The 21,668-nt window shown below is 73.2% G+C and carries 16 protein-coding genes; 8 read left to right on the top strand and 8 right to left on the bottom strand.

Features of this window, described 5'->3' with window-relative positions:
• Positions 1 to 1,153: 1,153 nt before the first annotated feature.
• Positions 1,154 to 3,805 carry a CHAT domain-containing protein gene (locus ABZ321_RS45080; protein WP_354902122.1) on the bottom strand — a complete coding sequence of 884 codons (2,652 nt, stop codon included), beginning with the start codon at positions 3,803 to 3,805 and terminating at the stop codon, positions 1,154 to 1,156.
• A 77-nt stretch (positions 3,806 to 3,882) separates the two neighbouring features.
• Here ABZ321_RS45080 and ABZ321_RS45075 point away from each other — a divergent pair, with 77 nt between their 5' ends.
• Genes ABZ321_RS45075 through ABZ321_RS45065 form a run of 3 tightly spaced genes read left to right on the top strand, consistent with a single transcriptional unit; the run spans position 3,883 to position 6,186 of the window.
• Entirely contained in the window at positions 3,883 to 5,067 is a 1,185-nt protein-coding gene (locus ABZ321_RS45075) for a S8/S53 family peptidase (RefSeq protein WP_354902120.1), read from the top strand.
• Positions 5,064 to 5,723, top strand: coding sequence for a sigma-70 family RNA polymerase sigma factor (locus ABZ321_RS45070; protein WP_344502350.1), 660 nt, complete (start codon positions 5,064 to 5,066; stop codon positions 5,721 to 5,723). The genes ABZ321_RS45075 and ABZ321_RS45070 overlap by 4 nt, the downstream gene beginning before the upstream one ends.
• Entirely contained in the window at positions 5,701 to 6,186 is a 486-nt protein-coding gene (locus ABZ321_RS45065) for a hypothetical protein (RefSeq protein ID WP_344502351.1), read from the top strand. Before ABZ321_RS45070 ends, ABZ321_RS45065 begins: the two co-directional genes overlap by 23 nt.
• A 40-nt stretch (positions 6,187 to 6,226) precedes the next feature.
• On the opposite strand, the gene ABZ321_RS45060 is transcribed toward ABZ321_RS45065, so the two are convergent.
• The 5 genes from ABZ321_RS45060 to ABZ321_RS45040 form a co-directional block, all read right to left on the bottom strand.
• On the bottom strand, positions 6,227 to 7,393 hold the full coding sequence (locus ABZ321_RS45060; protein ID WP_354902117.1) for an RICIN domain-containing protein: 1,167 nt from the start codon (positions 7,391 to 7,393) through the stop codon (positions 6,227 to 6,229).
• Between the two features lie 144 nt (positions 7,394 to 7,537).
• Positions 7,538 to 8,554, bottom strand: a complete 1,017-nt coding sequence (locus ABZ321_RS45055; RefSeq protein ID WP_354902115.1) for an ABC transporter substrate-binding protein — start codon at positions 8,552 to 8,554, stop codon at positions 7,538 to 7,540.
• Between the two features lie 19 nt (positions 8,555 to 8,573).
• A complete protein-coding gene (locus ABZ321_RS45050) occupies positions 8,574 to 9,353 on the bottom strand; it encodes an amino acid ABC transporter ATP-binding protein (RefSeq protein ID WP_344502354.1) in 780 nt (259 codons plus the stop codon).
• The gene (locus ABZ321_RS45045) at positions 9,354 to 10,337 is read right to left on the bottom strand and encodes an amino acid ABC transporter permease (RefSeq protein ID WP_344502355.1); all 984 of its coding nucleotides are present in this window, start codon (positions 10,335 to 10,337) and stop codon (positions 9,354 to 9,356) included. It lies immediately after the preceding gene.
• 176 nt (positions 10,338 to 10,513) lie between these two features.
• Complete coding sequence (locus ABZ321_RS45040) at positions 10,514 to 11,281, bottom strand: alpha/beta hydrolase family protein (protein WP_344502356.1); 768 nt, start codon at positions 11,279 to 11,281, stop codon at positions 10,514 to 10,516.
• Between the two features lie 34 nt (positions 11,282 to 11,315).
• Between ABZ321_RS45040 and ABZ321_RS45035 the strand changes: the two genes are divergently transcribed.
• From ABZ321_RS45035 to ABZ321_RS45020, 4 genes are all read left to right on the top strand, one after another.
• Positions 11,316 to 12,554 (top strand): MFS transporter, encoded by a 1,239-nt coding sequence (locus tag ABZ321_RS45035; protein WP_354902111.1) that lies wholly within the window; start codon positions 11,316 to 11,318, stop codon positions 12,552 to 12,554.
• 217 nt (positions 12,555 to 12,771) lie between these two features.
• Positions 12,772 to 14,679 (top strand): glycosyltransferase, encoded by a 1,908-nt coding sequence (locus ABZ321_RS45030; RefSeq protein WP_344502358.1) that lies wholly within the window; start codon positions 12,772 to 12,774, stop codon positions 14,677 to 14,679.
• Positions 14,676 to 15,788: a glycosyl hydrolase gene (locus ABZ321_RS45025; RefSeq protein ID WP_354902109.1), complete on the top strand. Its 1,113-nt coding sequence runs from the start codon at positions 14,676 to 14,678 to the stop codon at positions 15,786 to 15,788. The genes ABZ321_RS45030 and ABZ321_RS45025 overlap by 4 nt, the downstream gene beginning before the upstream one ends.
• The gene (locus ABZ321_RS45020; RefSeq protein WP_354902107.1) at positions 15,785 to 18,103 is read left to right on the top strand and encodes an Hsp70 family protein; all 2,319 of its coding nucleotides are present in this window, start codon (positions 15,785 to 15,787) and stop codon (positions 18,101 to 18,103) included. Before ABZ321_RS45025 ends, ABZ321_RS45020 begins: the two co-directional genes overlap by 4 nt.
• 16 nt (positions 18,104 to 18,119) lie before the next feature.
• On the opposite strand, the gene ABZ321_RS45015 is transcribed toward ABZ321_RS45020, so the two are convergent.
• A complete protein-coding gene (locus ABZ321_RS45015) occupies positions 18,120 to 19,028 on the bottom strand; it encodes an MBL fold metallo-hydrolase (RefSeq protein WP_354902104.1) in 909 nt (302 codons plus the stop codon).
• A 92-nt stretch (positions 19,029 to 19,120) separates the two neighbouring features.
• Positions 19,121 to 20,068 carry an Lrp/AsnC family transcriptional regulator gene (locus ABZ321_RS45010; RefSeq protein ID WP_344502362.1) on the bottom strand — a complete coding sequence of 316 codons (948 nt, stop codon included), beginning with the start codon at positions 20,066 to 20,068 and terminating at the stop codon, positions 19,121 to 19,123.
• A gap of 85 nt (positions 20,069 to 20,153) precedes the next feature.
• On the opposite strand from ABZ321_RS45010, the gene ABZ321_RS45005 reads away from it, so the two are divergent.
• On the top strand, positions 20,154 to 21,593 hold the full coding sequence (locus ABZ321_RS45005; RefSeq protein WP_354902101.1) for an MFS transporter: 1,440 nt from the start codon (positions 20,154 to 20,156) through the stop codon (positions 21,591 to 21,593).
• Positions 21,594 to 21,668: the final 75 nt, after the last annotated feature.

The raw sequence follows: 21,668 nt of genomic DNA, 5'->3' as shown, positions 1-21,668 counted from the left end.
CGGATAAGTCCAGGCGCAAGCGCCCGGACTTATCCGACATTTCGCATTTGCGCCAAAGGCGCGGAAGAACCGGAACCACAAGCGCGCCCCAGGCCTCGAAAAGTCCCCACCGTGATCGAATTGCAGATCTGGTCGTCCCGACAGCCAGATTCGCTATTGGATCACCGATCTCATGACCGATCTCCCGCGCAGTTCGGCTGGCGTGGTGACATTGCACGGCGACGGGCCCCAAGGGATGTAGCGCGCAGGTGGGTGAAATCCCCGCCGGTGCCCGCCGCGCCAGCGGCGGAGCGGAAGCTCAGCTCAGCCAGCGCAGTAGCAGACGAGTCCTGCGGCAGGCAGGCCTCGGCCAGGACCGGCTCGGGTCAGGGATCGATCCGGTCGCCAAGCGCGTCGCTGCTGGACCCCCGCCTGGTGATCAAAGGACGGATCCGGTCGTGCTGACGGCCAGAACTGTCCTTCGATCATGCCGCGGCGCGAAGATCAGCGTTGCGCACCTGGCGGCTGGGCCCGGAACACCGGCACGGGGGCGGACGCGGGATCGACCCAGACATTGAGCGCCGGAAGCACAACCCATCGCAGCCGGCCAGCGGATGCAGCGCGCAAGCGAGTGAGGCTGCCGCGCGCAAGCGCTGGCAGCGCGCCGCGCGGCGGCGCACTGGGGCGCGGGTGAGGATCCCGCCAGTGCCCGCCGCGCCAGCAGTGGGCCGGAAGCTCAGCCCGGCCGGCGCCGCCCCGGACGAATCCTGCGGCAGGCAGGCCGCGGCCAGGACCGGCTCGGGTCAGGGATCGATCCGGTCGCCAAGCGCGTCGCTGCTGGATCCCCCGCCTGGTGATCAAAGGACGGATCCGGTCGTGCTGGCGGCCAGAACTGTCCTTCGATCATGCCGCGGCGCGAGGATCGGCGTTGCGCGCGTGGTGGCCGGGCGTCGGGAGCACAACTCGTCGCAGGCCGTCCACCGGACGCCGCGCGCACGCGTCCGAAGCTGCCGCGCGCAAGCGCTGGCAGTGCGCCGCGCAGCGGCGCATTGGGGCGCGGGTGAGAATCCCCGCCGGGACCCGCCGCGAAGCGGTGGGGCGGAAGCACAGCGGTCGGGTGAGAATCCCCGCCGGGACCCGCCGCGAAGCGGTGGGGCGGCAGTACAGCAGCAGGTCAGCCGGCGCCGTAGCAGACGAAGCCGGCGCTGCTGTAGCGGGCGTCGCCGTCGGTGGCGAGCAGGGCGGCGGAGAGGGCGGCGGCCTCGGTGCAGCCGGTGCCCAGGCGCTTGTGGAAGTCGGTCATCAGGGTGCGGGTGGCCTCGTCGTCGACCGGGCCGGTGCTCGCGACCACGGTGCGGGTGCCGAGCTGGAGCAGGGTGCTGGTCAGGCCGAGCAGCTCCTCGCCGGGGTGCACGGCGGACAGGCCGGTGTCGCAGCCGGACAGCACCAGGGTGCCGGGCGGGCGGTTGAGGGCCGAGAGGTCGTACATCGTCAAGGGGCCGTCGGCGAGCAGGAGCGCGGAGAAGAGGGCGTTGTCGGTGCGGAACTGGCCGTGGCAGGCGATGTGGCCCAGCGAGGCGCCGTCCAGGGCGTGCAGCACGTCGCCGACGAGGGCGCGGTCGCCGGCGAGCAGCGTCGCGGCGGGTGTACCGGCGGCGATCCCCGTGACCTCGCGCAGCGCCTGCGGCGGGTCGGCGGCGCCGACGAAGACCGAGGGGCCGTCGGGGCGGGGGGTCCGCTGCGCCCGCCACCAGGTCGCGGCGGAGGGGGTGACGCGGACGGCGCGGCCGCGGCAGCGGGGCAGCAGGGACCAGGACAGCGCCTGCAGCTGGCCGGTCGGGGCGAGGACCAGGTCGCGGTCGCCGATGAGGTCGTCGAGCGGGGCGAGCAGCATGCGGTCGAGGTCGGCGGCGGCGTGGTCGGCGGCGAGGGTCGCGGCGCCGCGGTGGCCTCGGCGGGCGACGAGGCGGCGCTGGGCGAAGCGCAGGGCGTGCAGCTCGTCGAGGACCGGCTGGACCGGGCCCAGGGGGCGGTGCGTGACCCGGCCGCCGACGAGGACCAGCGCGTGCAGGCAGGCGTCGACGGCGAGCAGGTCGACGAACGCGAGGTCGCCGAGGGCCGCGGCCAGCACGTCGAGGGGCGGGCCGGCCGCGGTCGCCTCCTCGGTGCCGTGCGCCTGCCAGGAGCGGCGGCGCACCTGCTCCTCCAGGTCGCGCTGGCGCTGCAGCAGGCGGCCGGTGTGCGCGGCGCCGATCGGGGCGGCGGCCAGATCGGCGTGGACGCTGCGCAGGCGGGCCAGGTCGCGGGCGATCACTGGGTCGCCGCTGGGCCGGGCGGGCGGCAGCCAGAGCGCCGCGGCCCGGCACCGCTGCGACCACTGCAGAATCTGCTCCGCGGGCTCGTGCTCCACGGCCAGGCGCAGCCGGAACGCGGCGAGGTCGGCGACCGTGCCGCCGCTGCGGACGCGCAGCTCGGTGGCGCCGAGGCTGGCCCGGTGCGCCTCGAACTCGCGCAGCCCGGCGTCGGCGCAGCGCGCGGCGGCGGGGACGTCGCCGTCGGCGAGGTGCGCGACCGCCCGCAGGTGCCACCAGCGGGCGCGCAGCACGGCCGGGCCGCGCCGGGCGACGACGGCGGCCCGGTCCAGGCAGGCGGCGGCGCTGGCGCGGTCGCCGAGAGAGCCGAGCGACAGGGCGAGCTGGGCGGCGTCGAGCCACGACTCGCAGCCGGGCAGCAGCCAGCCGGCGGTGGTGAGCTCCGCCGCCACCTCCTGGACCGCGCGCAGCGTGCCGCGGTGCGCCCGGCCGGCGGCGATGACCGCACCCAGCTCGACGGCGCGGGCGCGGGCGGCGGGCAGGTGGCGGCGCTGCGCGGTGAAGGCGCGCCGCGCGGAGCGGGCCGCGTCGCGGGCCTCCTCGGCGTTGCCGCGGGCCAGCGCGACCCGGGCGAGCAGGAGCGCCGCCTCGCCGCGGGCGGTGTCGAGGCGGCCGCGCCGGCAGGTGTCGACGGCGTCCTGGGCCGCCTGCTGCGCCTCCGGGAGCAGCCGGGCGGAGCGCAGCAGCTCCGCGAGGTCGAGCAGGGCGTCGGCGGGCACCCCGGCCTCGCGGGTCAGCACGGCGCGGGCCTGCTCGTAGCGGGCCAGGGCGAGCGGGACGTCGCCGGCCTGCGCGGCGACGAACCCGAGGTTGTGGTGCACCTGGGCGGCCGCCGTGGGCAGGTCCAGGTCGGCGTAGATGGCGGCGGCGGCGCCGAGGTCGGCGGCGGCGAGGCGGTGGCTGCCGTGGTAGCCGTGCAGGATGGCCCGGTTGTTCAGTGCCCGGGCCTCCCAGAGCCGGTCGCCTTCGCGCCGGAAGACCCGCAGCGCCGACCGGTAGCCGGCCATCGCCTCCTCGTCGTGGCCGAGCCGGCGCAGGATCAGCGCCCGCTGCATCACGGCCCGGCCCCGGCGCAGCCCGCGCAGGCTGCGCAGGGCGACGTCGATCTCGCGGACCGCGGCGGCCGGCCGGCCGAGGTCGTCGAGCACCAGCGCGAGGCTCATCCGCGCCTCCGCGGCGAGGGTCATCCGCTCGTGCCGCTCCGCGACCCGCAGCGCGGCGCGCAGGTGCCGGGCCGCGGTGTGCGCGTCGTCGCCGACGCGGGCGGCCAGTCCCAGCGCCCGGTGCGCCACCGACGTCGCGTCGGGGTCCTTCGCCCGGCGGGTCGCGGCGAGGGCCGCCACGGCCAGGGCGCGGGCCTCGTCGGGGTCGGCGGCAACCGCCTCGACGGCACGCGTCGCCAAGGTCAAGGCAGACGGCGGCGCCGGCGTCGGGCCGGAAAGCGGCGGCTTCACAACCGACGATCCTTCCACCGCTGGGAACTGTCGGGTACCCGACGTATCGGCGGACTCGCTCGAACGTCACGTTGAACATGACTGACTTCGAAGGCGGCCCCGTGGACCCGACCCGGCGACTCGAGCGGTGGCGGCAGCGGCGCGCGGCGCACCTGGCCGGCCTGCGCTGGCTGGGCACGGAGACCAGCGGCGGCCAGCCGGTGCGGTACGTCAGCGGCGAGCTGCTGGTCGTCGACGAGCACTACGACGACGCCCGGCGGGTCGTGGAGGGCCTCGGGCACCGCGCCGCCGACGTGGCGACCGACGAGCCGCTGCCCGGCGTGCGCCGGCTGCGGGCCCCCGGTCTCGACGCGATCAAGGCGACCCGCCGGACCCGCGAGCGCGCGTCCGACGGCACCGTCGCCGGCCCGAACCACGTGCTGCTCGCCTCGCCGTTCGAGCAGGGCGGCCCCTTCGGCCGGCCGATCGCGGCGGCGGCCGCCTCGATCGACGCGGCACCCGCGGCCGCCGGCGCCGCCCGGGTCGTGGTCATGGACACCGGCGTGTGGGCCGACAGTCCGCTGCCGGCCAGCCGGTACCGGGTCGGCGAGAGCGACTACGAGACCGAGATCGACGTCGACCGGGACAACGTCATCGACTCCGACGTCGGGCACGCCAACTTCATCGCCGGGGTGATCCTGCAGGGCACCCGGCGGGCGCAGGTCCGCATCGTCAAGGTGCTCGACACGTTCGGCGTGGGCACCGAGCTGCAGCTGGCGCTGCGGATCGCCGCGCTCACCGACACCGACGTGCTCAACCTGTCGCTCGGCTCGTACACCGTGGACGGCCAGCCGCCGGTGCTGCTGCGCTGGGCGCTCAACCGCTTCCTGGTCGGCCGGGACCGGGTCGTGGTCGCCGCCGCCGGCAACGACGGCGTCACCGACCGGCCGTTCTGGCCCGCCGGGTTCGCCGGCGCGGACGTGCCGTGGCGGCAGCAGGTCGTCGCGGTCGCCGCGCACAACGGCACGGCGCTGTGCGAGTGGAGCAACAGCGGGCCGTGGGTGACCGTGGCCGCGCCGGGCGCCGACGTGGTCAGCACGTACATCCACCACCCGGACTTCGGCACCGGCTGGGCCACCTGGAGCGGCACGTCGTTCGCCACCCCGCACGTGGTCGCGCTGATCGTGGAGCGCGCCGCGTCGACCGGAAGCGTGCTTTCGGCGACCAAGGAGGTGACGTCGGAATCGACACGATCAGTTGGCGGGTACGCTGCTGTGCTGTGACGGCATTCGATCCGACCATCGCCCTGATCGAGGCCGCGGACGGCGATCAGCGGGCCTGGGACGCACTCGTGGCCCGCTACTCGGGGCTTGTATGGGCGGTCGCGCGCGGCTTCCGGTTCAACGAGGCCGACGCGAGCGACGTGTTCCAGGCGACCTGGTTCCGCCTGGTCGAGAAGCTCGGTCAGATCCGCGACGGCGACGGTCTCGGGTCGTGGCTGGCCACGACCGCCCGCAACGAGGCGATCGACATGATCCGCAGGCGCGGCCGGGAGTCCCCGGCCGACGTCGCGGAGCACCTCGGCCGGGCGCCGTCGACGACGGACCTGCCGGAGGAGGAGGCTCTGCGCGCGGAGGAGCAGCGGCTGCTGTGGCAGGCGGTCGACCGGATGCCGGACCGGTGCGCGCGGCTGCTGCGGGCGATGGGCGCACACCCGGCACCGTCCTACGCGGAGCTGGGTGCCGCGCTGGACATGCCGGTCGGCAGCATCGGCCCGACCCGGGCCCGCTGCCTGGAGACGTTACGCGGCCTGCTCACGGGCGAGCCGTACCCCGGAGCGGCCGCACACAGGCAACAGGCGGCCGCGCCCAGGCAACAACACGGACAGCACGGACCGACGGTGAAGGGAGGCACACATGACGCAACCACCCGCGGGTGAGGATCTGGGCGAAGCGGTGGCTCGACTGTACGTCGACACCGACCCCGTCCCGGCGAGGCTGCTGCAGGCGGCGTCGGCCGGCCTGGCCTGGCGCGACCCGGACGCGGCGCTGGCCGCCCTGCTGCTGGACAGTGCCGTCGCGGGCGCGCCCGCCGGGGTCCGTGCCGGCCCGGGACCGGACGGTGACGCGGACGACCCCCGGCTGCTGAGCTTCGACAGCGGCGGCACCGTCATCGACGTCGAGGTCGTCGTCGACGGCGGCCGGGTGCGGCTCGTCGGGCAGGTCAGCCACCCGGTCGAGGCGCCGGTGCGGGTCCGGCACTCCGGCGGCGAGTGGACCGGCACGACCGACCGGCTCGGCCGCTTCTCGGTGCCGGACCTGCCGGTCGGCCCGCTGCGCATCTGGTGGGGCCCGGCCGGCCCCGAGACGACCCAGGTCGGCACCGCCACGTTCCTCACCTGAGGAACGCGGCGGTGCCGCCGCATCCGCGGTCGCTACCTGGTCAGCGCAGCGACCAGACCTGGTTGGACTGGGTGCCTCCGCCGCCGTAGCAGTCCCAGATCTGCAGGCCGGTGCCGTTGGCGGTGCCGCGGCCGGACGCGTCGAGGCACTTGCCCGACGCGGGGTTGACGAACGTGCCGTTGCCGTTGACCACCCACTGCTGGGCGGAGTTGTTCAGGCACGTCCACAGCCACACCTGCGCGCCGTTGGCGGTGCTGGCGCCCCGGACGTCGAGGCACTTGCCCGACTGCGGGTTGACGAACGTGTTGCCGCTGCGGGTCCACTTCTGCGCGCCGCTGCCGTTGCAGTCCCACAGCTGGACCTTGGTGCCGTCGGCGGTGCCCTGCGCGTCGACGTCGACGCACCGGCCGGAGCCCTGACCGACGATCGTCTGCCCGCCGCCGGTGTTGCCGCCGGTGGTGCTGTAGTTGAAGTCGGTGACGGCGAGCCCGGCGCCGCCCTGCCACGGCTCGAACCCGGCCTGCACGCTGGTCAGGTACCAGCTGTTCTGCGCGTACCCGCGGGCCATCATGTCGTTGTAGAAGTCGCGGACCGCGAAGTTGATGGAGCCGGTCCCGGCGGTGCGCACGTACGACACGACGTTCCAGCCGATGTTGCCGAACCACACGGTCCAGGTGCCGCCGGCGATGTTCACGGTGCCGACGGGCGAGCCGACGGGCTGCGGCGCGCCCGCGTGGTTGAGCCACACCATGAGCTCCGCGCCGGTGTTCTGGCCGTTGGTCCGCGGGGTGGGGTCGAACCAGACGTCGTACGCAGCGTCCCACTGCCCACCGGCGTACGTCATCGACACGCTGGTCGTCACGTTCTGGAACGCGCTGCTGGAGACCTGCATCGGCAGGCCGCTGCCGGTGGTGCAGTTGCCGTAGTGGCAGCCGGCGTAGATCGAGGGGTAGGAGGCGGGGGCGCCGTTCGTGGGCACGTTGTGCCCGGACTGGGTGATCGTGAAGCCGCGGTCGGTGGCGTTGATGCACTGCGGCGTGCTGGCGCCCCAGACGTTGTTCTGCACGATGTACTTCCCGCCGGCGACGCTCGCCGAGCCGAAGGTCGCGCAGATCTGGGTGTCGGCGCTCGCCGCCTGCGGGCTGACCGCGACGGCGGCGGTCAGCAGCAGCGCGAGGGCGCCGAGCGATTGCAACAAGCGGGGCATGGTACTGCCTTTCGGAAGGTTGGCGGACATTCCGGAAGGCAGGGTGCGGCCGGGGCCACGCCGCCCGGGAGTTTGTCCCTGCGGCGCGGCCCGATTCCGTGAAACTTTCACGCCGCCCCGGGACGACCGGGGCACGCGACAGCGTCAGGCGTTGGACTTCGGCAGGCCCGGCGGGTTCACCTGGGAGGTCGGCACGGCCTCCGTGTCCAGGTTGTAGGCGGCGAGCCACTGCTTGTACTGGCTGTTGGCGATGAGGTAGTTGATCGCCTCGGCGAGCGCCCTGGCGAGCTGGTTGTCCTTCTTCGTGGTGGCCGCGATCAGCCCCTGGAGGGTCTCGCCGGCGCCGGAGTACACGCCCGCGTTCCGCACGGCGTCGGCGGTGCCTTTGGTCCGGCTGATCTGGTAGGCGATGCCCGGGTTCGGGCCGAAGTAGGCGTCGATCTGGCCGGAGACGAGCGCCTTGAAGGTGGTGGGTGTGTCGGCGAAGTACTTGATGTCGAGGGTCTTGCCTTCGGCCTTCAGCTTCTCCTGCCACGCGACCAGGATCTTCTCCTGGTTGGTGCCCGCGCCGACGGCGACCTTGAGGCCGGCCAGCTTCTTGTGGTCCTTGTCGAAGTTCCAGGCGTTGCCGTCCTTCACCGCGAAGCCCAGGTTGTCCTGCCGGTATGAGGCGAAGTCGTACTTCTCCTTGCGTTGCTCGGTGTCGGTGATGTTCGAGAAGCCGACCTCGGTCTTGCCGGAGTCGATGCCGACGAACAGGTTGTCCCACGTGGCGTTGTTGATCTCGGGTGTGAGGCCGAACACGGCGGCGACGAGGCGGCCGAGGTCCGGCTCGGCGCCGGTGAGGGTCTTGTCGTCGTCGCCGACGAAGGCGAGTGGCGGGAAGCCGGTCGGCAGCGCGCCGAGCCCGATGGTCAGCTTGCCGTCGGCCTTGATCGCGTCCGGGACCAGGTCGGCGATCGCCTGCTGCTTCTCGACCTTCAGCTCGGTCTGCTTGCCGATGCCGTTCGCCTGCGCGCCGATCGTCACCGTGCCGCTCGCGGCGGCCGCGGTGCCGGCCTCGGCCTCGTCGTCGCTGCCGCAGGCGGCCAGGCTCGCGGTGAGGGTGACGGCGATGGCCGCGGCCGCGAACGCCCGGCGGGATGGTCTGACGGTGCGCATGGTTCTCCTTCGATGCATTTCAGAGGACTTTGGAAAGGAACTCGCGGGTGCGGGGCTGCTGCGGGGCGGTGAGCACCTGGGCCGGCGGCCCCTGCTCGACGATCACGCCGTCGTCGATGAACACCACGGTGTCAGCGACTTCGCGGGCGAACCCGATCTCGTGGGTGACGATGATCAGCGTGGTGCCGCTGTCGGCGAGCTGCCGGATGACCGAGAGCACCTCGCCGACCAGCTCGGGGTCGAGCGCGGAGGTCGGCTCGTCGAAGAGCAGCAGATTCGGTTCGAGGGCCAGTGACCGGGCGATCGCGACGCGCTGCTGCTGCCCGCCGGACAGCCTCCGGGGGTACGCGTCGCCGCGGTCGCCGAGGCCGACCTTCGCCAGCAGCTCCGTGGCCCGCTCGTACGCGGCGGGCCTGGCCAGCCGCTTGTGCGCGATGAGCGGCTCGGCGACGTTGTCCCGCGCGGTGAGGTTGGGGAACAGGTTGAAGCTCTGCGCCACGAAGCCGATCCGGGTGCGCTGCCGCCGCACGGCACGCGGGGACAGCTCGTGCAGCCGGGCGCCGCGGGCCTCGACCCCGATCAGCTCGCCGTGCACCGCGACATAGCCGTGGTCGGGCTGCTCGAGGTGGTTGATGGTGCGCAACAGCGTCGACTTGCCCGACCCGGATGGGCCGAGGATCGCCACGACCCCGCCGGGCCGGACGGTCAGGTCGACGCCGCGCAGCACCTCCCGGGTGCCGAACGACTTGTGCACATTGCGGATCTCCAGCGCAGCCGCCGTGTCCAGGGTCGCGGTCATCTACAGGCCCCTCCGGGTCAGGCGGACGTAGGACGAGACGGTGAGGCGGCGCAGCCGCTGCAACGGGGTCGGCGGCAGTACCCGGACGGTGCCGCGGGCGTAGAACCGCTCGACGTAGAACTGCACGACCGACAGGGCGGCGGTGATGACGAGGTACCAGACGGCACCGACGATGAGAATCGGCACGAGCGACTCGGGGTGCCGCGACTCCAGCACGAACACCGCGCCGAACAGGTCCAGCAGCGAGACGTAGTAGACCAGCGAGCTGGCCTTCACCAGGCCGACGAGCTGGTTGCCGTAGGCCGGCACGATCGAGCGCAGCGCCTGGGGCAGCACGATCCGGCGCAGCTGCCGGGCCTTGGACAGGCCGAGCGCGTTGGCGGCCTCGATCTGACCGGGCTCGACCGACAGGATGCCGCCGCGGATCACCTCGGCCGCATACGCCGCCTCGTTGAGGCCCAGCGCGATGACGCCGATCACGAGCGGTGTGAGGCTGGCGGTCCGCACCTCGGCGAACACCGGCCCGAAGGGCACGCCGACGCCCAGCCGCGGGTAGAAGTACGAGAAGTTGAAGGTGATGATCAGCAGCAGCGGCAGGGGCAGCGCGCGGAAGAACCACACGTACGCCCACGACAGGCCGTTGACCAGTGGGTTCGTCGACAGCCGGCCGAGCGCGACGAGCACGCCGAGGACCAGCCCGACCAGCGCGCTGAGCGCCACGACCTTCAGGGTGACCACGACGCCGTCGACGATCGACTCGCGGGTGAAGTACGCCCAGAACTTGTGCCACTCGTAGCGGGGGTTGGTGAAGACGCCGACGACGACCTGGGTGAGCACCACCAGCACGACGGCGCTGACGAACCAGCGCCAGGGGCGCGGCCGTGGGGTGACCCTGCGCTGCGCCGCCTGCGGGTCGAACCGGACGGGCGGGGTGTCGATCGGTGGACCGGCGGGTGCGGCTTCGAGGGTTGCGGGCTCGCTCATGCGCGCGCTCCATCAGGGTGCGACGAATCCACCCACGACGAGGGGGGCGTGGGCGGATCGGGTTGCGGATCGGGCTTTCCAGCAACCTAAAGAGACGCGAATAAGTTGTCAATCCCTATCGGAAAACTAGTATTTACACATGGCGCAGGACACGTCCGCGGCGCACGGGAGCGCCGCTACGGCAGGGGCAGCCAGGCCAGGACGTCGCGGATCTTGTCGTCCCAGTGGGACCACTCGTGCGTCCCGGCGCTGAACTGCGACGTGAGCGGGACACCGCGGGAGGCGCAGGCGTCGCGGAAGCGCACGTTGCCGGGGTACAGGGCGTCCTCGGTGCCGCACCACTGGAACAGCGGCGGCGGGTCGCTGACCTTGTCCAGCAGGGCGAACAGGTCGTTGTCGCCGCCGTCGAACGGGGCGTCGCCGAAGACCCGCCGCCACATGAGCGGGTCCACCTCGGAGGTCATGGTCCGCATCCGGTCGCCGAGGTCCAGGACCCCGGAGAGGCTGGCCGCGGCGCCGAACCGGTCGGGGTGGCGCAGGGCGAGCTTGAACGCGCCGTAGCCGCCCATCGACAGGCCTGCCACGAACGTCTCCTCGGGCCGCGCCGACAGCCGGAAGAACTGCCGCGCGATCGCGGGCAGCTCCTCGGCGACGAACGTCCAGTACGGCCGGCCCCACACCTCGTCGGTGTAGAAGCTGCGCTGCACCTGCGGCATGACGACGGCGATGCCGAGCTCCGCCACGTACCGCTCGATCGAGGTCCGCCGGGCCCAGATGGTGTCGTCGTCGCTGAGACCGTGCAGCAGGTAGAGGGTCGGCACGTCGCCGTCGCGCCCGCTGCCACCCATGCCGACCTGCCCGGACGTGCGCTGCGGAAGCACGACCGTCATCGATGTACTGAAGCCGAGGACATCGGAGAAGAAATCACACCGCACAAGGGCCATGCCCCTTACCCTAAACAGCACTTATGGTGGTCAGGTGGACCGCCGCGCCAACGCCGCCCTCGCCGCGTTGTCGGTTGCGACATTCACGTTCGTCACCGTCGAGGTGATGCCGATAGGGCTGCTCACGGTGATCGCCGACGACCTGGGGCGCACCCGGGCCGAGGCCGGCCTGCTGCTGACCGGGTATGCGGCGGTCGTGCTGGTGCTGTCGGTGCCGATGGCGGTGCTGACCCGGCGGCTCCCGCGCCGGCTGCTGCTGGGTGCGGCGCTCGGGGTGTCGGCGGCGGCGACGGCGGTGTCCGGGCTCGCGCAGGGGTACGCGATGCTGCTCGGCGCGCGGCTCGTCGTCGGCCTGACGCAGGCGCTGTTCTGGTCGATCGTGGCGTCGACGGCGACCGCCATGTTCCCGCCGTCGCGGCGGGGGCGCACCGTCGCCCGACTGTCGATCGGGGCATCCCTCGCGCCGGTGCTCGGGGTGCCGCTGGGCACGTGGCTCGGCCAGCAGCTCGGCTGGCGGGCCGCGTTCGGGGTGATGGCCGTCATCGGCGCGGCGACCTGCGTGGCCGTCGTGGCGCTGCTGCCCGGCGCGCTGCCCTCCGGCGCCGCCTCGGCCCGCGGCGCGGCCCCCGACCTGCGGCGCTACCTGTTGCTGCTGCTCGTCACGTCGCTCGGGGTCGCGGGGGCGATGACCGCGCAGACCTACGTCACGCCGTTCCTGCTGGACGTGACGCACTTCGACGCGTCGTCGCTCGGCCCGCTGCTGCTGGTCTCCGGCGTCGGCGGCGTCGTCGGCACCCTCGCCGTCGGCCGCTTCCTCGACCGCTACCCGTGGCCGGCCCTGGCCGTGCCGATGTCGCTGCTGTGCGCGGCGTCGGTCGCGCTGTATGCCGGCGGCACCGTGCGGGCCCTCGTGGTCGCCGCGCTCGCCACGTCCGGCGGCGCGTACGCGGCGTTCGCGGCCGCGGTGCAGAACCGGGCGCTGCAGATCGCCCCCGGCAGCACCGACATGGCGTCGGCCGGCGGCAGCTCCGCGTTCAACATCGGCATCTCCGCCGGGTCGTTCGTCGGCGGCCTGATCATCGAGGGCGCCGGCCCGCGGGCCGTCGCGCTCGCCGCGGCCGTCCTCATCGCCACCGCCCTCGCGGCGCTCCTGCTCGACCCGCTGCTGTCCGCGGCCGGGCCGCCGCCGTCCGGGCACCCAGTACCGAAGCAGCGCGACCCTCAGCAGCACGCCGCCGCATGGGGCGAAAAGTCCGGTAATCCGAACGCGTGACCCGCTGTCGGATCTCCTACATTCACCCCGGGAACCCGCCGGCGAATACACCTTCCCCGAATCGCGAGCACCGCTGCCAGCAGCGCAAACAGCGGCACTTGAATCCACACGTACCAATGCGGAAACGGCGAAAAGACAGCACCGCCGGATGGCTGTGCTCCCCTACGATCGGGCTGGTTCAGGCAGTTTCTTCGGGACCGGTGAGGGGGGCAGGGACGTGGCGGACGAGCATGCCGCGACCGTCCGCACCACACCCGCCGAGAAGCGAGCGCTGGCGCGCCGGCTCCGCGACGCCGACACCCACCGCGCCTACGCCGCCTGCAACACCCTCACCGGTCCGCTCACCACCCCCGCCGGCCCCCATCTGCCGGTCGTGTACAGGAACACGGCCCGGCCGGCGCAGCGGTTCATGCTCAGCGTCCTCATCTCGCTCAACTTCCTAACCGCGATCGTCTTCATCGGCTGGCTCGCGCTGCCGCGGCACGTCCCGGGCGCGATGACCGGCGAGCTGTCGGGGACCGTGGTCGTGGCGCGGGTCGCGTTCTGCTTCGTGCTCCTCGTGGAGCTGGTGCGCCTGCTGCAGAACCTGGCCGTGTGGGTGTTCGCGTGGAAGGCCGCCGACCCGGTGCCGATGGTGCCGGAGCCCGGGCTGCGCATCGCGATGCTCACCACGATCGTGCCGGCGAAGGAACCGATCGACGTCGTCGAGCGGTCCCTCAAGGCGATGCAGCGGGTGCGGTACCCGGGACACGTCGACATCTGGATCCTCGACGAGGGCAACGACCCGCGGGTGAAGGCGATGGCGAAGAAGCTCGGCGTCAAGCACTTCAGCCGCCGCGGGAAGCCGGAGTTCAACCAGCCCGACGGGCCGTTCCGCGCGAAGACCAAGGCCGGCAACCACAACGCGTGGCGCTTCACCCATGAGCACGTCTACGACGTGGTCGCGCAGATGGACCCCGACCACGTGCCGCTGCCGAGCTTCCTGGAGCGCACCGTCGGCTACTTCCGCGACCCCGACGTCGCGTTCGTCGTCGCCCCGCAGGTCTACGGCAACATGTACGGCGGCTGGGTCGTGCACGGCGCGTCGGTGCAGCAGTACCTCTTCAGCGGCCTGATCGAGCGTGGCGGCAACGGGCTCGGCGCGCCGCTGCTCATCGGCACCAACCATCTCTACCGGCCCCTGGCGTGGGCGCTGATCGACGGCTACCAGGACAGCATCATCGAGGACCATCTCACCTCGATGGTCGTGATGGGCGCGAAGAACCCGCTGACCGACCGGCGCTGGAAGGGTGTCTACACCCCCGACGTGATCGCGGTCGGCGAGGGCCCGACGACCTGGACCGACTACTTCAACCAGCAGAAGCGCTGGGCGTACGGCGTGTGGGAGATCCTGCTGCGCTCCAAGCGTTTCCTGAAACCGCTGAGCCTCACCCAGCGGCTCTGCTACGGCCTCGTGCAGTCGTACTACCCGAGCGTCGCGCTGTCCGCGGTGTCGGGCACCGTCGCGACCGCCGCGTACCTCGCGTTCGGCATCGGCGCGATGCGGGTCGAGTGGCAGCTGTGGCTGGTCCTGTGGTCGGCGAGCATGGGCAGCTGGGCGCTGCTGTGGCTGTGGCTGCGCCGGTTCAACCTGGCCGAGCACGAGCGTCGCGAGCTGGGCGTGCACGGGATGCTGCTCGCGTTGTTCGCGGTCCCGGTGTACGTCGTGGCCGGCGTCGCCGCGCTGCTGCGCCGCCCCCTGGCGTACGCGGTGACCGCGAAGGGGCGGCTCGCGTCCGCGGACGGGCTGAAGTCGTTCCGGCTGCACATGGCGTGGGCCGGGGTGTCGGCGGCGTTGCTCGGGGTGAGCATGTGGCTCGGCCACCACTCCGACGCGCTGCGGTTCTGGTCGGGGCTCAGCATCGTCGCCGGGCTCTGCCCGCCGCTGATCGCGTGGGTCACCGGGCTGCGCAACCGGCGTCTCGTCGCCCAGGAGGTCGACCTCACCACGCAGACCGGTCCGCTGGTCATGACGGTGCGCGGCAAGGCCGCCGTGGTCCGCGAGTCGCTCACCACCACCTCGACGATCCGGCTGTCGGACCTGCCGCAGGTGCCGGGCCTCTCCGTCACCCGGGGGCCGGCGTGATCACGCTGCCCCGGGTCATGCTCGTCGTGCTGCTGCTCGTCGGCGGCTACACGTTCGTGGTCGCGCCCGCCGTCGCCGCCTCGTCCGGCCCGGCCGTGCGCTGGGAGACGAAGCGGAGCGAGCCGCGCCCGACCTTCCCGCCCGCACCCGGGCGGCCGGTCGCCTTCCCGCAGGCCGGGAAGGCGTTCTTCGGCGTGTTCACCTCGCGCGGCCCGGCCGACCTCACCGAGTACGACGGGTTCGTCGCCGCCGCCGGCCGGCAGCCGCAGGTGATGATGTTCGCGCAGGGCTGGGCGGGGGCGAAGACGTTCGACCGGCAGCCGTTCGACCGGATCGTGAACCGGGGCATGCTGCCGATGCTCGCATGGGAGCCGTGGAACTTCCGCTCCGAGCCCAAGCAGGACGCCTCCCGCGGCGACCAGCCCGGCTACCGGCTGTCGAGGATCACCGGCGGCTCGTACGACGCCTATATCAAGGCGTGGGCCGCCGGGATCAAGGGGCTCGGCTACCCGGTCGCGGTCCGGTTCGCGCACGAGATGAACGGCTACTGGTACCCGTGGTGCGAGTCCGCCAACGGCAACCGCAAGGGCGACTACGTCGCGGCGTGGCGGCACGTGCACGACCTCTTCGAGGCCGCCGGCGCCGGCAACGTCATCTGGGTGTGGAGCCCCAACGTCGCCTACGACGGCTCGACGCCGCTGCAGCAGCTGTACCCCGGCGACGACTACGTCGACTGGGTCGGCCTGTCCGGCTACTACGGCACCGGTGGGCTCGAGCAGTACCAGACCTTCGACCAGATCTACCGCAGGACGCTCGCCTCGGTCACGGCGATCTCGAAGCGGCCGGTCGTCGTCACGGAGGTCGCCGCCACCGACGCCGCCGGGCGCAAGGCGGAGTGGATCACCGACCTGCTCCGGTCGCTGCCGAAGCACCCGGAGATCATCGGGTTCCTCTGGTACGAGGCGGTCAAGGAGACCGACTGGCGCATCGCGGCGACCCCGGCGGCGGCGAAGGCGTTCGCGGCCGGGATCGCGCAGCCGTACTTCACCGCGTCCTGGTCACCCGACATGACGCCGTCCGTCGTTCGTCGCTCAGGGGGCACCTCATGACGGGTCACGTCGTCGGCATCGACCTGGGCACCTCCAACACCGTCGCGGTGATCCGCTCCCCCGACGGCCGGCGCCGCCCCGTCCTCTTCGACGGCGCGCCGATCCTGCCGTCCGCGGTGTACCTCCAGGACAACGGGCAGCTCGCGGTCGGCCGCGACGCGCAGCGCCTCGCCCAGCTCGACCCGGCCCGCTACGAGCCCAACCCGAAGCGCCGCATCGACGAGACGACGGTCCTGCTCGGCGGCACGGAGGTCCCGACCCGGGAGATGCTCGCCGCGGTGCTGCGGGCCGTCGCCGCCAGCGTCGCCGAGATCACCCGGACCCCGCCGCCGGCCGTGCTCACGTACCCGGCGTCGTGGGCGCACACCCGCCGCTCGCTCCTGCAGGAGGCCGCGGCGCTCGCGGGCTGGCGGCAGGTCAGCCTGGTGCCGGAGCCGGTCGCCGCGGCCCGCTACTTCATCAGCGCCCTCAACCACCCGCTCCCCCCCGGCGCGGCCATGGTCGTCTACGACTTCGGCGGCGGCACCGTCGACATCGCCGTCGTCCGCCACTCCCCCGAAGGCTTCACCGTCATCGGCGCGGGCGGCCTGGAGGACGTCGGCGGCCTCGACCTCGACGCGACCCTGGTCGAGCACGTCGGCGACCTGCTGCGCCGCTCCGACCCGATGGCGTGGCAGCGCCTGCACCAGCCGCACACCGCCCAGGACCGCCGCGACCGCCGCCTCTTCTGGGAGGACGTCCGCGGCGCGAAGGAGATGCTGTCGCGGACCGCGGCCGCGCCGGTCTCCGTGCCCGGCGTCGAGGCGGCGCTGCACCTCACCCGCGACGAGCTGGAGGCGCTCGTCGAGCCGATGCTGCGCCAGACCGTCGCGGAGACGGCCCGGGTCGTCGCCTCGTGCCGGCTCGCCCCGAACCAGCTCGCCGGCATCATGCTCACCGGCGGCTCGTCGCGGGTGCCGCTGGTCGCCCGGATGCTGCACCGATCGCTCGGCGTGGTGCCGACCGTCCTCGAGCAGCCGGAGCTCCCGGTCGCCGAGGGCGCCGTCGTCCACCCGTCGGAGCTGTCCGCCGCCCCGGCCACCGGCACCGCCTCCGTCGCCCGCACGCTCCCCCAGCAGACCACCTACCAGACCGAGGGCTACCGGGCGCAGCAGCTGACCGGCGCCACCACCGGCGTCTACGGCGCCCCGGTCTCGCCGGCGTCCCCGCCCGACGCCCCCGTGTCGGGCGTGCCGGTCTCAGGAATGCCGGTCTCGGGCTCCCCCATGTCCGGCGCTCCCGTCTCGGGCCCGCCGGTGTCCGCGCCGCCGGTGCCTGTCCCCGCTCCCGGCCGGCGGCGCCTCGCGCTCGTCGCGGCCGCCGTGGTGCTGCTGCTCGTCGCCGGCGGCACCGCGTGGTGGCTGACCAGACCGGATCCGCTCGGCTCGTGGGAGACCCTGCCGGACGTGCCGACCACGACCGGCGGCGGTCCCGTCGGCATCGAGGGCGCCGCCGCGGCGGTCCTGGGCGGCAAGCTGTACGTCATCGGCGGCTTCACCGCGGACGACCCGCGCACCCGGCTCGACACGGTCTGGGTGCTCGACACCGCGACGAAGACGTGGACGGAGGGGCCGCGGCTGCAGCAGGCGGTGAGCCAGACGGCGGCCGTGGTGACGCCCTCGGGCGAGCTGTTCATCATCGGCGGCTGGGCGAAGGACGGCCCGATCCCGAACGTCTACCGCCTCGACCCGGCCGCCGGGAAATGGGTCGGGGCCGGCGCGCTGCCGGTGCCCCGGCAGGCGGGTGCCGCGGTCTTCGACGGCAAGGGCATCGTCTACGCCGGCGGCAAGGACAGCAACGGGCAGCCCACGGCCACGATCTTCGTGCAGCAACCCACCGGCGACGGCTGGGGCGTGGCGGACGCCTCGCTGCGCCAGCCGCGGGAGAAGCTGGCCGGGGCCAGCGACGGCGCTGGCACCTCCTGGTTCATCGGCGGCAACGGCACCGGGGGCACGACCAGCGACATCGACGTCCTCGTCGAGCGCAAGCTCGCCGACGACCATCCGAAGCTGCCCGAGCCGCGGCAGGGCGCCTCCGCCGTGCGCCTCGAAGGCTTCGGGCTGTGCGTGCTCGGCGGCAACAACGACGAGAAGGTCTTCCAGTGGTGGTGCCAGCAGGACGGGGTCGCGGAGCGGCTGCCCGAGCTCGCCGTCCCGCGCGCCGGCATGGCGGTCACCACCAGCGGCAACACCGTCTACGCCGTCGGCGGGTACAACACCGCGAAGAACTCCCACGGCACCACCGCCGCGGAGCGCTTCACCGCCCACGAGTCGTAAGGCTCCCGGAACGCTGCTAGTCGTTGGCGAGGCTCCAGGCGACGGTGTTGAGGTTGTCGGTCAGGAAGATGTCGTGGCCGCCCAGGCGCTGTGCCCAGGAGGTCGGCATCAACTCGGCGGCCCGTGTGACGACCGCGTCCATCCAGACCTTGAGTCGAGCCTGCCGGTTGTCGTCCGGCACGCCGGCGGCCGCGGCGGCCTGTGGCAGGGCGACGGTGCGTAGCGCTTCGGCGGCGCTGGTGCGCAGGTCGTGGATGTACTCGCGGTTGACCACGACGTCCTCGGGGGTGCCGGGCAGCGCCATGTGTCCGGACACGATGGTGTCGAAGTCGTACCGCAGGATGCGGTCCATCGCGTCGAAGTACGCGGGCACGTTCGGTGAGAAGAGCAGGCGGAAGAACGGCGCGTTCTTGACCGTGAAGCTGTCGATCGCGGTCAGGATCCGCCGTTGTGGCAGATGGATGAAGAGGTTGCCGGGTTGGTGCCAGTCGCCGGTGTACTCCAGGACGAGCCGTTCGCCGTCGATGGTCAGGTCGTGCCTGGGTCCGTTGAATGCCTCGGTGGGCAGTGGGCGGCGGTCGTCGTGGGCGTGCTGGATGAACCGGCCGGTGAATTCGTGGGCGACGATCTGCAGGTCGGCGCGGGCGAGGAGGTGCGCGGAGCCGATGTGGTCGGCGTGGGCGTGGCTGTAGATGAGGTGGGTGACCGGTTTCGGGGTGACCTCCCCGATACCGGCCAGCAGGCGTTCGCCGAGGTCTGTCGGGGCGTCCACGAGGACGACGCCGTTGCGGGTCTCCAGGAACATGGTGTTCACCGTGCCGCTGGTGATGAAGTAGGCGCCGCCGCCGAGCTCCGTGACGAGGTAGCCGGCGCCAGGGATGTCGGGGCCTCGGGCGAACGCCGGCACGGGTGCGAAGACCGTCATCCTTCCGAAGCTAGGACGGTGCCGGCCCGGCCATGCCGGCGTTTCCGGATTTTCATTCGTCGCCGCCCCGACCCGACCACGGACCGACACGCCTAAAGCACGGCGCCGACCTGCTTCACGTGGCGCAGGGCCGGGGCGGTCTCGACGCGCTCGATGCCGGGCAGCGGGCCGATCCGGCGGGTGAGGTAGTCGTACAGGCCGGCCATGTCGGGGCAGATGACGGTGGCGACGAGGTTGGTGGCCCCGGTGGTGGCCGCGGCGAAGACGACCTCCGGGTGGGTGGCCAGGGCGCGGCCGGCGGCCTCCAGGTGGGCGGGCGCCACGGCCATCCAGAGCAGGATGCGGGCCCTGAAGCCGAACAGCGCCGGGTTGACCTCCACGTCGAAGAACAGGGCGCCGGTGCGCAGGAGGTGCTCGAGGCGGCGCCGCACCGTGGACTCGGACCAGCCGGTGGCGGCGGCGAGCTCGGGCAGGCCGGTGCGGCCGTCGCGGGCGAGGGCGGCGACGAGCGGCCGGTCGGTGTCGAGCAGGACGGCCTCGCCCGCGGGCGGCTGCGGCTGGACCGCCGCGGTCTGCGCCTGGGTGAGGGCGGTGGGTCCGGCGGCGTCGACCGCCCCACCGGCGAAGTCGTGGATCAGGCAGTGCGCGCGGACCGACACGATCCGCGGGGTGCTCGGCAGCTTCTGCAGCAGCAGCGCCTCCCGGTCGGCGGTGCCGGGGTTCTGCACGATGCAGGTCACCTCGGTGCCGCCGGACGCGATCGTCACCCACGTCGTGTCGGGGCGGCGGGCGAGGGCCTCCGCGATCGCCGACGCGCCGCCCGGGGTGCTCTGCACGCGGATCATCCACTTGTCGTAGCCGAGCCGGACCCCGTTGGGCAGGCCGACGACCCGCACCCCGGCCTCCGCGCGCAGCCGCCGGAACCGGCGGGCGACCGTCTGGTCGGAGACGCCGAGCACCTCGGCGATGCGGCTGAAGCCGGCCCTGCCGTCGACCCGCAGCGCGTCCACGATCTGCCGGTCCAGCGTGTCGATTTCCACCACCCGAGCGTACGTCGTGTCGAAATCCGCAGGATCTGCCCCGTTCGCTTCGCGACAGCGTCAGGGAAGCCGCAGAGTCGTCGGCATGCGAAAATGGTCCCCCCTGCTTGCCGTGTGCATCGGCACGTTCATGCTGCTGGTCGACGTCACGATCGTGACGGTGGCGCTGCCGGCCGTCGCCGGCGACCTGCACGCCTCGCTCGACGGGCTGCAGTGGGTCCTCGACGGCTACGCGCTCGCCCTCGCGGCCCTGCTGCTCGGCGCGGGCGCCCTCGCGGACCGGCACGGCCGGCGCCGGATGTACCTTGCGGGCACGGTCGTCTTCGCCGCCGCGTCGCTGCTGTGCGCGGTCGCGAACAGCGCCGGGCTGCTCATCGCCGCGCGGTTCCTGCAGGGCGCCGGCGGTGCCGCGATGTTCGCGACCACCGTGGCGCTGCTCAGCGTGACGTACAGCGGCAAGGACCGCGGCGTCGCCTTCGGCGTGTGGGGCGCGGTCAACGGCGCCGCCGCGGCGGCCGGGCCGATCGTCGGCGGGCTGCTCACCGAGCACCTCGGCTGGCGCTGGATCTTCCTGGTCAACCTGCCCGTCAGCCTCCTCGCCGTGTGGTTCACCGTCCGCGGCGTCACCGAGTCGAAGGGCCGCCCCGGCACCCGCTTCGACCTGCCCGGCACCATCGCGTTCACGGTCAGCGCCGCGGCGGTGACGTTCGCGCTCATCCGCGGCGGCGAGGCGGGGTGGACCGCGCCGTCGACGTCGGCCGCGTTCGGGATCTCGGCGGCGGCGCTGGTGGCCTTTGTACTGATCGAGCGCGCGACCGAGCAGCCGATGCTGGACCTGCGGCTGTTCCGCAGCGCCTCGTTCGGCACGCTGATGGTGGCGGCGGTCCTGGTGCAGGCGGCGGCGTTCGCATACCTGCCGTTCGTGACCGTGTGGCTGCAGGAGTTCCTCCACAAGGGCCCGGTCGACGCGGGCCTGCTGGGCGCGCTGCCGATGAGCATCGCGTCGTTCGTGGTCGCCGCGCTGGGCGGCCGGCTGCTGCAGCGGCTCGCGCCGCGCTGGACGGTCGGCATCGGCCTGCTGCTCATCGCCGCCGGCGACCTGTTGCAGGCGCGCCTCACCGCCTCGAGCCCGGCGACGGCGCTCATCCCGGGCCTCGTGGTGGCGGGCGTCGGCGTCGCGGCCGTGCTGCCGGTCCTGTCCTCGGCCGCCCTCTCCGCCGCCCCGCCCGAACGCAGCGGCATGGCCAGCGGCGCGGTGAACACGTTCCGCCAGCTCGGGTTCGCCCTCGGCGTGGCCGTCTTCGGCGCCGTGTTCAGCCACCGGCTCGCCGCCCACCAGGACCCCCGCGCCGGCGTGGCGGACGCGCTCAACCAGACCCTGTTCGTCGCGGGCGGCCTGGCCCTGCTCGCGGGCGTGCTGGTCCTGCTCCTGGTCCGCCACGCCGCCGCCGCGCCGTCGGCCGGCCGGCCGGTCGCGCCGGCCACGTCCGGGGTCACGGCCGCGGCCACATCCGGCGGTCACTGACCCGGCCACGTCCGGCGACTGACCCGCACGGGCCGCGCCGGTCCTGCTGTGGCGGTGGAACGCCTCGTACGACCA

Origin of the sequence: Dactylosporangium sp. NPDC006015 (genome assembly GCF_040614215.1) — a bacterium.
GTDB lineage: Bacteria > Actinomycetota > Actinomycetes > Mycobacteriales > Micromonosporaceae > Dactylosporangium > Dactylosporangium maewongense.
Note: the sequence above shows the minus strand (reverse complement) of the source record. Positions and strands in the feature narration are given on the sequence as shown.

What these genes read in the sequence shown, in the direction of transcription:
- ABZ321_RS45075 (WP_354902120.1), top strand. Translation starts at nt 3,883, where the DNA reads ATGACTGACTTCGAAGGCGGCCCCGTGGACCCGACCCGGCGACTCGAG.
- ABZ321_RS45065 (WP_344502351.1), top strand. Translation starts at nt 5,701, where the DNA reads ATGACGCAACCACCCGCGGGTGAGGATCTGGGCGAAGCGGTGGCTCGA.
- ABZ321_RS45060 (WP_354902117.1), bottom strand. Translation starts at nt 7,393, where the DNA reads ATGCCCCGCTTGTTGCAATCGCTCGGCGCCCTCGCGCTGCTGCTGACC.
- ABZ321_RS45055 (WP_354902115.1), bottom strand. Translation starts at nt 8,554, where the DNA reads ATGCGCACCGTCAGACCATCCCGCCGGGCGTTCGCGGCCGCGGCCATC.
- ABZ321_RS45050 (WP_344502354.1), bottom strand. Translation starts at nt 9,353, where the DNA reads ATGACCGCGACCCTGGACACGGCGGCTGCGCTGGAGATCCGCAATGTG.
- ABZ321_RS45045 (WP_344502355.1), bottom strand. Translation starts at nt 10,337, where the DNA reads ATGAGCGAGCCCGCAACCCTCGAAGCCGCACCCGCCGGTCCACCGATC.
- ABZ321_RS45040 (WP_344502356.1), bottom strand. Translation starts at nt 11,281, where the DNA reads ATGGCCCTTGTGCGGTGTGATTTCTTCTCCGATGTCCTCGGCTTCAGT.
- ABZ321_RS45020 (WP_354902107.1), top strand. Translation starts at nt 15,785, where the DNA reads ATGACGGGTCACGTCGTCGGCATCGACCTGGGCACCTCCAACACCGTC.
- ABZ321_RS45015 (WP_354902104.1), bottom strand. Translation starts at nt 19,028, where the DNA reads ATGACGGTCTTCGCACCCGTGCCGGCGTTCGCCCGAGGCCCCGACATC.
- ABZ321_RS45005 (WP_354902101.1), top strand. Translation starts at nt 20,154, where the DNA reads ATGCGAAAATGGTCCCCCCTGCTTGCCGTGTGCATCGGCACGTTCATG.